10 protein-coding genes are annotated in these 13273 nt (G+C 41.2%); 3 read left to right on the plus strand and 7 right to left on the minus strand.

Annotation, left to right across the window (positions count from 1 at the left end; genetic code table 11):
* Nucleotides 1-42: 42 nt before the first annotated feature.
* Nucleotides 43-1197: a chromate efflux transporter gene (gene chrA, locus AC27I2_RS19010; protein WP_487205178.1), complete on the plus strand. Its 1155-nt coding sequence runs from the start codon at nucleotides 43-45 to the stop codon at nucleotides 1195-1197.
* On the opposite strand, the gene AC27I2_RS19015 is transcribed toward chrA, so the two are convergent.
* The 4 genes from AC27I2_RS19015 to speA are packed head-to-tail and all read right to left on the minus strand — an operon-like array spanning nucleotide 1160 to nucleotide 6174.
* Entirely contained in the window at nucleotides 1160-2416 is a 1257-nt protein-coding gene (locus AC27I2_RS19015; RefSeq protein WP_058551405.1) for a mechanosensitive ion channel family protein, read from the minus strand. The genes chrA and AC27I2_RS19015 overlap by 38 nt on opposite strands.
* A complete protein-coding gene (locus AC27I2_RS19020; protein ID WP_058403598.1) occupies nucleotides 2413-3333 on the minus strand; it encodes a 1-acylglycerol-3-phosphate O-acyltransferase, YihG family in 921 nt (306 codons plus the stop codon). Before AC27I2_RS19020 ends, AC27I2_RS19015 begins: the two co-directional genes overlap by 4 nt.
* A gap of 18 nt (nucleotides 3334-3351) precedes the next feature.
* The gene (locus AC27I2_RS19025; RefSeq protein ID WP_487205174.1) at nucleotides 3352-4236 is read right to left on the minus strand and encodes an acyltransferase; all 885 of its coding nucleotides are present in this window, start codon (nucleotides 4234-4236) and stop codon (nucleotides 3352-3354) included.
* A 57-nt stretch (nucleotides 4237-4293) separates the two neighbouring features.
* Nucleotides 4294-6174: a biosynthetic arginine decarboxylase gene (gene speA / locus AC27I2_RS19030; RefSeq protein ID WP_010557735.1), complete on the minus strand. Its 1881-nt coding sequence runs from the start codon at nucleotides 6172-6174 to the stop codon at nucleotides 4294-4296.
* A gap of 197 nt (nucleotides 6175-6371) precedes the next feature.
* Between speA and speE the strand changes: the two genes are divergently transcribed.
* Nucleotides 6372-7235 (plus strand): polyamine aminopropyltransferase, encoded by an 864-nt coding sequence (gene speE, locus AC27I2_RS19035; RefSeq protein ID WP_058403599.1) that lies wholly within the window; start codon nucleotides 6372-6374, stop codon nucleotides 7233-7235.
* Between the two features lie 51 nt (nucleotides 7236-7286).
* On the opposite strand, the gene AC27I2_RS19040 is transcribed toward speE, so the two are convergent.
* The 3 genes from AC27I2_RS19040 to AC27I2_RS19050 all read right to left on the minus strand — a co-directional run bounded on the left by AC27I2_RS19040 (nucleotide 7287) and on the right by AC27I2_RS19050 (nucleotide 10806).
* Nucleotides 7287-8888, minus strand: coding sequence for a methyl-accepting chemotaxis protein (locus AC27I2_RS19040; protein ID WP_487205175.1), 1602 nt, complete (start codon nucleotides 8886-8888; stop codon nucleotides 7287-7289).
* Between the two features lie 69 nt (nucleotides 8889-8957).
* Nucleotides 8958-10190, minus strand: a complete 1233-nt coding sequence (locus AC27I2_RS19045) for a hypothetical protein (RefSeq protein WP_487205176.1) — start codon at nucleotides 10188-10190, stop codon at nucleotides 8958-8960.
* Complete coding sequence (locus AC27I2_RS19050) at nucleotides 10180-10806, minus strand: methylamine utilization protein (protein ID WP_487205179.1); 627 nt, start codon at nucleotides 10804-10806, stop codon at nucleotides 10180-10182. Before AC27I2_RS19050 ends, AC27I2_RS19045 begins: the two co-directional genes overlap by 11 nt.
* Before the next feature lie 162 nt (nucleotides 10807-10968).
* On the opposite strand from AC27I2_RS19050, the gene AC27I2_RS19055 reads away from it, so the two are divergent.
* The gene (locus tag AC27I2_RS19055) at nucleotides 10969-13005 is read left to right on the plus strand and encodes a glycoside hydrolase family 97 protein (protein WP_487205177.1); all 2037 of its coding nucleotides are present in this window, start codon (nucleotides 10969-10971) and stop codon (nucleotides 13003-13005) included.
* The last annotated feature ends 268 nt before the right edge of the window (nucleotides 13006-13273 follow it).

The following is a 13273-nucleotide window of genomic DNA, read 5'->3' on the forward strand; positions in this document are numbered from 1 at the left end:
CTTTGTGACAATTTAATGAATTCAAAAAAGGATACAAGCGCAATGCTGATTGCTATTTTTAGACAGTTTTTTTTACTTGGCTGCATGAGCTTTGGTGGCCCAGCGGCACACTTAGGCTATTTTAAGCGCCACTTTGTAGATACATTAAATTGGATCACCAACACACGCTACGCGCAATTAATTAGTTTAAGCCAAGCGTTGCCGGGGCCTGGTTCGAGCCAAGTGAGCTTTGCTATTGGCGTTGAACGCGCAGGGATATTAGGTGGTATTACCGCGTTTGTTGGTTTTACGCTGCCATCTTTTTTAATTATGGTGATACTGGCCATTAGTGCACACCAATTTGATGCCGTTTATTATGCCATTATTGCGGGTTTGAAACTATTTGCCGTGGTCATCGTAGCTGATGCCACACTGTCTATGGCTAAAAGCTTTTGCACAAGTGCGGTGCTAAAGTTACTTGCCGTATTTAGCACTTTAGCGCTTGTACTACTCCCGGTGTTAAGCACGCAAATTGCAGTTTTAGTTATTGCTGCAACTATTGGTGCTATATGGCCTTTATTAAAATTAGGCGAGGCAACTCAAAATACGAATACCAACACAAAAAGTAATATTAACTGGGTTGCTCTGAGCTTATTTGCATTGTTACTGGCTATTAGCTTTGCCCCTCTTGGAAAAGAATTTGCATTATTTGCTCCTTTTTACCAAGCAGGCGCTATGGTGTTTGGTGGTGGGCACGTTGTATTACCTGTATTGCAAGCTGGTGTACCTGCGCTGAGCGATGACCAATTTTTAAGTGCTTATGCCAGCGCTCAAGCAATCCCTGGCCCTATGTTTACTATTGCTACTTATTTAGGTGCACAACTTAATACTGCGCAGCCTTTATTTGGCGCACTGGTTGCTACGTTATTAATTTTTTCACCCGGCTTTTTATTAATGTTAGCATTTCAAAAAAGCTGGCTTAACTTGGCTAATAAACCGCGTTTTGCTAGTTCAATTGCCGCACTTAATGCTGCCGTTGTGGGCTTTTTGGCCGCAGCTTTATATTCACCTATTTGGACATCGGCAGTGCACAGCTGGTTACATGTTGGGTTAGTTGTTGTGGCTTTTGCATGGCTACGATTTAAAAAGCCACCTATTTGGTGGCTATTAATATTGTTTATTAGCGTGGGTCTTGCACAGCATTATTGGGCACTTTAATGCTGGGCTTTTCAGTTTGCCCCGCATTGGTTGGTGGGCTTAACTGCCCACTCACACTTTGATAAGCACGTAATCCAAAAATAGGCAGCACGGCAAGTAAGTGATCCATTATTTCGGCTTGCAAATGTTCGTAAGAGATCCAGCGCTTATCTTCACTAAAACAGTAAAACTCAATAGGTAAACCGTGGTTTAACGGTTGAAGCTCTCTCACCATTAAAGTAAGCGAAGAGTTTATTTTACTATGCTGCTTTAAATACCCTTCAGCATAACGGCGAAACAGCCCTAAATTAGACACAGGCTCTGGTAATGCCGACACTCGAATATACTCATGTAGCGGAATAGCCGCATCAATTTGCGCTCTAAACTCGTCGTTTACTAGGCAAATACTGTTCATATCAATATTGAGTGAGCGCTTAATCCGCCTCCCACCCGACTCTTGCATACCTCGCCAGTTTTTGAACGACCCGGCCACCAGCATGTACGTAGGAATCGTCGTAATGGTGTTATCCCAGTTACGTACTTTTACCGTATTTAAGCCTAAGTCTATTACCTCACCATCGGCGCCGTAATTATCAACTTGGATCCAATCACCATAAGTAACTAATCGGTTAGCCGCAATTTGTATACTGGCAACAAACCCTAAAATCGTATCTTTAAATACTAATAAAGTGACGGCGGCAATAGCACCAAAACCCGAAAGAATATATGTCGGTGATTTTTCAAGCACAATACTAACAATTAAAATGCCACACACAATAAAGGTAATTAGTTTTACAACTTGAACAAGGCCTTGAATGGGAACTTCTCGGGCAAAGTCTAATTGGTTATAAATAGCAGCAGCGATACTAACAATACTGCTGATAATAAAACCAGTGTAAATAATTAATAAGGCTTGGCCTATGGTTTTAAGTATTTCAGCCGCTAACTCACCAACCGGATAAAAACTGTCAAAGGTGGCTAAAAACAATACACAACACAGGAGCCCAGCAATACGCTTATTAAGCTTAGTTAACATTGGGGAAAGCGCGCCAATACGCTCAGGCGATAACTTAGTAACCACCTTTTGAATACCTGGCAGCATAAGCCTGCGAGTAAATAAATACACAACAAGTAACGAGCAAATGCCAATGGCGGTAGCCGTTAGTGCACTAAAAAAAGCAGCGTCGGGGACATTTTCAAACCAAGGAGCAATTAGCTCTTGTATATGGGTGTTGGTCATAGTGTTTTGGCTTCCTTACTAATTTGTGCATCTGGCATTGCCTGCTGGGCATAAATACCTGCCAATTGCTTATCTTTTGCAACCCATAAATCGTTCACATATTGTTGAAAGTTAGCTTTGAACGCTTCATCTGTTTGATAACTACCTAACATAGTGTCGGTAATAGCCATTACATCAATTGATACGTGAATAGAGTCTAGCTCACCTTTTAATAAGTTGCGGCACACATGATCTGACTTACCGCTATAGACTAAACTGGTATTTAACATAGCATCAAACTGGGTTCCGAGTACTTCCAGTGCAAAGGCAATTCCGCCAGCCTTTGGCTTTAGTAAGTGCTTAAACGGGCTTTGCTGTTGTGCATGTTTAGCGGGGGTATAACGCGTTCCTTCAACAAAGTTGATAATAGTTGTTGGGTGGTTACGAAAGTTACGACAGCTGTTTTTGGTACGCTCTATGTCTAACCCTTTCAACTTTGGGTTTTTAGCTATTTGCGCTTTGCTTACACGCTTCATAAATGGCATTCCCATCGCCCATGCGCCAGTGCCAATAAATGGCACATACTTTAAATCGTCTTTTAAAAAAAACTTAGGGGCGGGTAACGCATGCATCGAACTAAGTACCGTAATATCTAACCAACTCATATGATTACAAATTAGTAAGTACCAACTTTTTGAGTTTAAATCACCTTTTACATCAATTTTAATATCTGGGCAGCCTAGCCATAAACCTAACCGATTACCGTTACACCACCCCCGATAAGCGCTATGTAATAAAAGATTAACAGCATGAATAGGGAGTAATAACTTCACTAATCCTAAAAGTAATACCAATACGCCAAAAATTATAAGGTTAGTAAATAATACGCAGCCTACAATTAGGCCATTTAGCCAATTTGGTAACCATTTTTTTAGCATAACTGTAAGCTCACCGTGTTATTTTGTACTTGTTGGGGCGTCAAGTGATTGCAATGTTTGTTCTTTTTCTTCCCATAAACGGTTTAACTCGCCTTGAAAACGAACTCTAAATTCAGAATCGCCCGTGTAATCACCAATTAGCTCGTCACTTACTGGCATAACATTCACGTGTATATTAATATTTTTTACTTTTCCGCCAGCAAAATCCATAAACGTAGGAATACCGTCAGGGTAATGCAATGTAACGTTCACAACTTGAGAAATTTGCTCACCCATTGCTTGCATAACAAAGGCAATACCACCAGCTTTTGGTTTTAATAAATGCGGAAACGGACTTTGCTGTTTTGCATGTTTACTTTGCGTAAAGCGCGTACCTTCAACAAAGTTAACTACCGTCACAGGCATTTCTTTAAATTTTTCGCATGCTTTACGTGTTGTTTCTAAGTCTTTACCACGTAGTTTAGGGTTCTTTTTAAGCTGGCTTTTACTGGTGCGCGTCATAAATGGAAAGTCGAGCGCCCACCAACATAATCCCAACACAGGCACATAAATGAGCTCTTTCTTTAAAAAGAAATTTAAAAACGGAATTTTACGATTAAATACGCGCTGCAATACTAAAATGTCTACCCAGCTTTGATGATTGGCAATCACCAAGTACCAATCTTTTAGTTTAAGAGAGTCTAAGCCCGTTACGTTAAGTTTTGTTGGTGTGAGTAACAACTGGTTTAAGGTATTAAACGACACCCAAATAGTGGCGCACTGCTTAGCAATCCAGCTCAATAACTTTTGTAATGGTTTAATAGGAATAAGCTTTAATAAGCCACAAATAAAAATAGGTATAAACCAAAAAAGTGTGTTTAATGCATAAAAAATAAGACTAAAAACACTACGAATAACTGACATTACTTCTATTCCTTTAACGGTGCGCAGCATTAAACACTGCGCTTTTATACTTAAAAATTAATCTTCAAAATAGGTATAACCTTCAAGGCCCGCATTGAGCTCGGCTAAATAACCCGCTTTACACTGCTCTGAGGCGTCTAGTTTATTAATTTGATAAGCAAAATTTTCAGCTAAAATAGCACTATCGTAATCAACAAACTTTAATACATCCTTAACGCTATCACCTTTTATGGCATTGGTTAATACATAGCCGTCGTCGTTTAGCTCAACATGCACTGAATCGGTATCACCAAAGAGGTTATGTAGGTCACCTAAAATCTCTTGATACGCGCCCACCATAAACATAGCAAGGTGGTATTGTTCGCCATGCTTATATTCAGGGATTGGTAAGCTGGTTTCAATACCTGCACCTTCAACGTATTCGCGTATTTGCCCATCCGAGTCACAAGTAATATCTTGGATAATGGCGCGCTGAGTAAGCGGTTGCGTTAAGTTTTCGATTGGCATAACCGGAAACAACTGCTGTATGCCCCACACATCAGGTAACGATTGAAACAGTGAAAAATTAACAAACAGTTTATCGGCTAATTTTTCATTTAAATCGTCAAGTACTTCTCGGTGTGCGCGGGCGTTATTACTAAGCGATGCACGCACGCGGTGTAAAATAGTAAAATAAAGCTGCTCTATTTTCGCCCACTCTAACATGCTTACTAAACCATGTACGTACTGATCGTGAGCTTCGCTAAATAAGTGCATCGCATCGTGGTAAATTTCTAGCGCCATGCGCGGATTTAAACGCTGTAAGCATTGCCACATTTCATCAAGCACTAACACGCTGTTTTCAAGCGGTGGTTCTGGATTTAAATGATTGGGTGCTTTTTCAACGTCAATCACATCGGTGATGAGTACCGCATGATGCGCGGTTAAAGCACGGCCTGATTCTGTAATAATAGCCGGATGGGTTAAATCGTGTTGGTCGCACACCTCAGCAAACGCGTTGACTACGTTACGAGCATACTCTTCCACTGTGTAGTTCATTGAGCACGCACTACGAGAGCCCGACCCTTCATAATCTACGCCTAAACCGCCCCCAACATCTACGGTATTGAGCGGCACACCTAGCTGTGTTAATTCTGCAAAGTGACGCGCACATTCACGAAGTGCGCGGTGTATATCACGTATATTGGCAATTTGAGAGCCAATATGAAAATGCACCATTTGCATCAAGTGTAATTTATTGTGTTTTTTAAGCACTTCTACCGCACTTAATACTTGCCCTGCAGTTAAACCAAACTTACCTTTTTCGCCACCGGTATTTTGCCACTTACCTTTACCCACCGAATTTAAACGAATTCGAATACCTATTGCAGGTTCAATCCCCAAATTATCGATTTCTTCAAGTAAAGTGGTTAGCTCAGATAGCTTTTCTACTACTATTTTTACGCTGTGCCCCATAGCTTGGCCAATGCACGCTAAACGTAAAAACTCACTGTCTTTGTAGCCATTACATACAATAGTGATTGGCTCTTTTGCCACACCTAAAATAGCCATTAACTCTGGTTTTGAGCCCGCTTCAAGGCCAACTAACCCGCTTGGGTGCGCCAATAATTTACTAACAACAGAGCGCTGCTGATTTACTTTGATAGGATAAACACAGGTGTATTTACCATTGTACTCACGACTACTGCGCGCTTTAGTAAAAGCATTAGTAAGCGTATCAACACGATTTTTTAAAATGTCGGTAAAGCGCACTAAAACAGGCAGTGTTAACCCTTGCTGTTTAAATTGCTCAGTTAAATCGGTTAAAGAGATTGCAGCTTTGCTTTGATCGCCGTCGGGGTAGGCAACCAATTCGCCTTGTGCATTAATATCAAAATAGCCATCACTCCAATGAGCAACATTATAAGTGGCACGTGCTGTTTCTAAACCCCAGGTCATGGCAACTCTTCTTTCGTCAATTAGGTATAAAGGCGCATTTTAATACGTCGCTATCTCCTAGGCTAACAAAAATTGAACTTTCACTCTCTCCTAACTAACTTTATTCGCTAAATCAGTTAAAATGTCATTGAGCAAACTGCCAAGCACTGGCAGAATTGCCCTTTTTTTACCTCAACCTAAAAAGTGTATCAGCAACTATGGCAAACTTAGATCAAAGTAAGTGGTTTACTGAAATTAGCGATCGTGACGGCAGCGCATTTTCATTACGTATTAACAAAAAGTTAGATGAAAAACAGTCTCCTTTTCAAAAAGTAGAAATGTTCGAAACCACAGACTTTGGTAATTTAATGATCATCGACGGTTGTACCATGGTATCAACCCGCGAAAACTTTTTTTATCATGAAATGATCAGCCATCCTGCACTTTTAGCACACCCAAACCCTAAAAATGTGGTTATTATTGGTGGCGGCGACTGCGGCACGTTACGTGAAGTATTAAAGCACCCTGGCGTAGAAAGCGTAACGCAAATTGACATAGACGAAGTAGTTACGCAAATGTCGTTAAAATACTTCCCAGAGCTGTGCGAATCTAATAACGATGCACGCGCTACAGTTATGTTTGACGATGGTATTAAGTACATGCGCGAAGCAGCTAGTGAGTCTATCGACGTGGTTATTGTTGACGGCACAGACCCGGTAGGACCTGGCGAAGGTCTATTTAACCATGCATTTTACACAAGCTGCTTAAATGCACTTCGCCCTGGCGGTATTTTAGTACAGCAAAGTGAATCGCCACTTATGCATATGCCACTACTGGTAGAAATGCGTGAAGCGATGCTAAGTGTTGGCTTTAACGATTTACAAACATTACCATTCCCACAACCAATTTACCCAAGCGGTTTATGGTCGGTAACTCTTGCTCGTAAGTCTGAAACCTTTAACGGCTTCAGAGAAGATGGCGCAGCACAAATAGCCGAGCAAAGTGAATACTACAACAGCGGTATTCACCATGGTGCATTAGCAACACCTAACTTTATGAAACGCGCGTTTGATAAAAAATAATAAATGTTAATACGCCAAAAAGGGAGCTCTACAGGCTCCCTTTTTGTTATATTAAACCTTAAACCGGTTAACTAATCGATTAAGTTCATCTGTTAGCTGCTCCATTTTAGTTGATACATCTTGCGTTGTGCGCGCCAGCGACCCACCCTCTAAGGTTTGATCGTTAAGTGACGATAAGTTATGGCTTATTTCATCAGAAACCGTTGTTTGCTCTTCCGTAGCTTGCGCAGTTTGCATCGCCATATCGTTTACTTTAGTCGATGAGCTTTGCATAGCATTGAGTATATCGTTAGTTTGTGAAAACGACTCCACAGCATCATCTGCAAATTGCTTACTTTCATCGATGGCTTTAATTGACTGCGATACACTCGATGCAAACAGCTCAATCATTTGTTGAATATCGTTGGTACTATCTTGTGTGCGCGTAGCGAGCGTTCTTACTTCGTCAGCCACAACCGCAAAGCCTCGCCCGTATTCACCAGCGCGTGCCGCCTCTATTGCCGCATTAAGTGCTAATAAGTTTGTTTGCTCTGCTATGGCGCGAATGACCTCTAAAACTTTAGCGATATTGTCAGAGCTTTGCTGTAGCTCTGTAGAGCGAGCCATTGCTTGCTCCATATTGTTAGAAAGGGAAGTTATACGCGAACTAGAGTTAGCCACCGCACTAAGCCCTTGTTGAGCTAGTTTTAACGAGTTATCGGCTTCGCTTGATGACTGCTGCGCAACACCTGCCACCTCCTTGCTGGCAGTGCTCATTTCATGGACTGCGCTTACAATAGACTCTGACGCTTGCCCCAAGGCTTGGTTTACATTGTTATTTTGTGTGGCCACTTTACTTAGCTCAACACCTAAGCCATTTAACTCTTTAGATTGCTCTAATATATCGCGTATCAATTGCTGTAAGTTATCTAAAAAAGTATTAAATTCGGTGGCTAAGTCAGAAAACTCATCTTTAGACGTAACTTGTATGCGCCCAGTTAAGTCGCCATCCCCGGAGGCAATATCACTAATGCGCTTAGTTACATAATTGATTTGGCGAGTGAGTTGTTTAGGCACACTGTAACTAAACCAACTCGCTGCAATTAAAATAATAACAACGATGACTAACATCATAATTTTGGTTGAAATAATATTAGATGAAAGCGTGATAATTTCTTGCTCAGAGGTTTTTTCAGCCAGTTCGCCGGCTTTATCAAGCTTAATCCTTAAAGTGGCAAATGCTTGCTCTGAATTCGTTTGTTTGGCTTGGTTATTTTTATCAGCTATGTAGCTTTTTGACGCTGCTAGCCACGTATTAAAGTCGTTTTCAAAGCCATTTAGCTCTTTAACTATACTGGGGTAGTTTTTCATTAAAGATAAATACTGATTAAGTTTGTCAGTAACTTGCATTGCATTTTCTTCGTGCTCTGCCTGGTACTTTTCTGTATTTTTTGAATGGGTTACTAAATTTAATTCGGCAACTTTAGCTTGGTATAGGTCGCGGTCTGCGTTTAAAGCAAGAGACAGCGCCTTAATAAACTTTTCAGACTGCACATCAAGTGCATTTTTTTGTAAAGTTATTAAGTAGGTATACCCCACAATTAACGAGAGTATGGCAAGTCCTAATACAACAATAGGAAACGACACTTTAACGCGAATACTATGCAAATTCATTTTATCGTCCTACAAGGCACTAAACGCCTATTACAAATTAAACCTAAAATTGCAGTAGGTTGATAAAACCTAAAACTTCCATTGCGTGTTAATCATTACTTGCTGCTGCGAAACTCGCTGCTGTAACCCCATTGCAGCTCTATTGTCTATAAAGCTTTTTAGTGCTGAGCCTTCAATACCTAGTTGACCATGTTTGCTAAACGCGTAACGCCATGAGGCTGTTAACCCTTCGCCATCGCTTGCATTTGGGTCAAATACTGTCGTGTCGTTATCGGTTACCTTAAAGTAGTCGTACCGTACCGATACTCTATGTTTACCTTCTTTATGGCTTAACATTAAATAATGACTATAAAAGGCGTTATCTATTAATTTGTTATGCCCCATTTCGGTTTTACCCGTTAATACCTGCGTTATAAAACGCGTTTTATTATTAAATTTATATAACCAAGCAGCGCTGGTAAAGCGTGTATGCCATGCATATTGCCCAGAACTAATGTTTAGTTTAGTCGGATCACCGTTATTGTCGTAATAATAAACCCTAAATTGTGACTGTTTTAAAAAATCCCAGTGTGCACCTAGGTAATAGCCAAAGCGCCCATCAACTTCTTCAAACGGTAAAACCTGGTTTGCCTGCCAACGCAGTGAAAAGTCATCAAGTGCCGCAACGGGTGCAAACCTAATACCTTCGTTAAATGTAGTTTGCCTATCGTGCATGGCAAAACCGCGCCAAGACAGCAGCGTGCCTGTAGGGTCGTTACCTTTAAATGTTGCACCCACTAAACTAAAACTATGCGGGCTGTTAAAACGTTTAGCTGGGCGTTTTATTGTTACCTCTGCGCCAACGGTTCTAAGCTCTTCACCAATCCAACTATTAATTGCTGAATTGGTATAGTTGTAAGGAGATGTCCAGCCAATATCTGGGTTCTCTAACGACATTAGCGGATAAAAACCACCCACTCGCACATGCCACTTATAAGCGCTACTGGTTAATGGTTTATATGTAAAATAGGCTTGTGTTAAACCTAATCCTACATCAGGGTCCTGATTAACGTTTAACACGCCATGAGCAGACCAACTTGTTGCTAAATCGGCGCGCACATCAATAATACCTTGCGATAACAACACGCTATCGCTTTTAGTATCGTGCCGGTATAAGCCAGTGCCTCCGTCTTGAAAGCTTTTTAGCGTGTCGCCTTGAACTGCACGTACTTGTAGCAGCCCCTTAACCTGTGCACTAATTGATGCGCTAAATAAAAACACACCACTTACAACCGCATATTTAAGCATGTGGTTAATAATCATCAAATTCATCCGTAGCAAAATCAAACTGCTCGGTTATGGCTTGTTTCACTTTATAAATAAATGAAGCTTGCCCTAAGGTGACTTTTTTAGACTCAACATGGCTTATATCGCCAAACCCTGAATGCCACACATTAAGGGTGTACTCGCCTGGCTCTGCGCTTAAATCTACATGTCCGCTGTTATCGGTAATAGCAAAAATAGGGCTATCAACAACCACAATATAACCAAGCATCCAGTCATGAATATTACATCCCAACTCAACAACACCGGTTTGATCAAACACTAATGGCGCCTTGGGTTGTTCCTTATATAACTTTAATTCGAACGTTTTTGCCTCAGAAAACGAATACACATGATGCAAAATTGAATCGGCGTTCGGAAATTCCACTTTTGCATTTTGTGGTACAACTAAAATACGCGGCGTAAACTCCCTATCCTTTTGCACCATAGAATAAAGTGTATCTGCTTGGCTGGGTTGGCTAGAAAGCACCTCAGAAGTCAGCCACACCACGGCGTTAGCCATAGGCTCATTTTTATTATTGTTAACCGTGATAGAAACCGCTTGTACCTGCCAAGTTAATAACATGACAATAATTAACGTTAAATATTTGAACATCATCTTACTATTCTTATTTTTCAAATTATTTACAGTATAGACCTATTAGGTGAATTATTTCTTTCTATTTTATTTGATAATGAATACGTATGTAGACATTCGTATTTGCTAACAACAGCCTTTATCCTGATAAGTCACACTGACACAGTAAGGATCTCTTAAATGAGAATATCAGCACTTCTGCTTTTCGCTTTTTCGGGCAGCTGTTTTGCACAAACAGCCACATTACAATCGCCCAACGGCAATATTAAAATAACTATTTCTGACGAATTAACGACCCCCAGCTATTCAATCGACTTTAAAAACAAACCGGTTATTAATCACTCCGCACTGGGGTTTAAATTTAAACAACAAGCCCCTTTTAGCGAAGGCTTTAAAATAACCCATACACAAAAAAACACACAAAACACCCAGTGGCAACAACCTTGGGGCGAACGACAAATCGTAACCGACAATCATAACGAAGTTGCTGTTACATTTAAAAAACCACAAGGCGGCATATTTACCGTTAAATTTAGAGCCTTTAATAACGGTGTGGGCTTTAGATACGAAGTACCCAAGCAACCCGGTTTTGAAAATATAGAAATCACAAAAGAACTTACCGAATTTGCCATTACCGACAGCCAAAGTGCAACAGCGTGGTGGATCCCAGCCCGAGGCTGGAACCGTTACGAATATGTTTATAACACCACCCCAGTTAACGACGCCCCCTTAGTACACACCCCTTTTACGTTTAAAAACAAAGAGGGCGTACACGTTAGCATTCACGAAGCAGCCCTTGTCGATTATGCAGGTATGACCCTTAACCAGCGTCGACCAGGTGTTTTTCAAGCTGATTTAACACCGTGGTCTGACGGCATTGCAGTAAAAAAGCAAGGCGCATTTAATACACCGTGGCGTACTATTCAAATAGGCAGTAAAGCGGTCGACCTGATTAACTCCGATATTATTTTAAACCTTAATGAGCCAAATAAATTAGGTGATGTATCGTGGGTAAAACCCGGTAAATACGTCGGTATTTGGTGGGGAATGCATATAAATACGCAAACATGGGGCAGTGGTGAAAAACATGGTGCTACAACTCAAACAACCAAATACTACATGGACTTTGCCGCAGAATATGGCTTTGACGGCGTGCTAGTAGAAGGGTGGAACATAGGCTGGGATGGCGACTGGTTTTTTAATGGCGATGTGTTTAGCTTTACACAACCCTACGACGACTTTGATATTGAGGAGCTTACCCGCTACGGTAAGCAAAAAGGGGTGCAGTTAATTGGCCACCACGAAACCTCGGGCAATGTAACTAACTATCGCAATCAAATGGAAGATGCCTTTGCCCTATACGAAAAGTCAAACGTAAGCCAAGTTAAAACGGGCTATGTGGCCGATGGCGGTAACATAAAACGCATAGATGAAAACGGCATTGCCCGCCATGAGTGGCACGACGGCCAATTTATGGTTAACGAATACCTTTATAACGTAAAGCTCGCTGCTAAACATAAAATTAGTATTAACACTCACGAACCTATAAAAGACACAGGCCTGCGCCGTACCTACCCCAACTGGATTGCGCGCGAAGGCGCACGTGGGCAAGAGTTTAATGCATGGGGCACACCGCCTAACCCGCCAGAGCATATCCCTATGCTTGCGTTTACCCGTATGCTGGCAGGGCCAATGGACTTTACTCCCGGTATATTTGATATGGGCTTTAATGGCTTAGGCGATGATACAAACCGCCCACAAACAACGCTTGCCAAGCAACTTGCACTTTATGTTGTGCTGTATAGCCCGATTCAAATGGCTGCCGACCTACCTAAAAACTACTTAGCTAAACCTGATGCATTTCAATTTATTCAAGATGTACCAACCGATTGGCAGCAAAGTATTGCGCTAGATGGCGAGGTGGGCGACTTTATTGTATTCGCTCGTAAAGAACGAAAACGCGATAAATACTCAGGAAACGATTGGTACTTAGGTGCAGTCACTGACGAAAAAGCCCGCACCATTGAGGTAAAACTCGACTTTTTAGAAAAAGGTAAAAAGTTTGAAGCGCATATATACCAAGACGGTAAAAACGCAGAATGGAAAAACAACCCGTACGATTTAGATATCGAAAAGCGCGTAGTTAGTGCAAACGATAAGCTAACTTTAAAACTAGCAACCAGCGGCGGCACTGCCATCCGCTTTAAAGCACTTTAAGCTCAACGGTTATATCAGTTTTACAGATATATAAGTGTTACAAATAGCAAACTCTGCACAGGTTACTGTGCAGAATTTTGTATTTTTATAGGCAGATAAATTTGTGCACTTAAGCCGCCTTCTTCGCTCATTCCCACGCGACGTAACATGATACAAAGCACCTTCGAACTCTAATCTTAGCGGCCTAGCCACCTTTTCACCTATCTATGTTAGTAAATTAATAACTAAAGATTAAGCACTAGTCGGCTAAAAAGCAAAAAACAAGACC

The organism is Pseudoalteromonas sp. NH0006-46 (assembly GCF_057547735.1).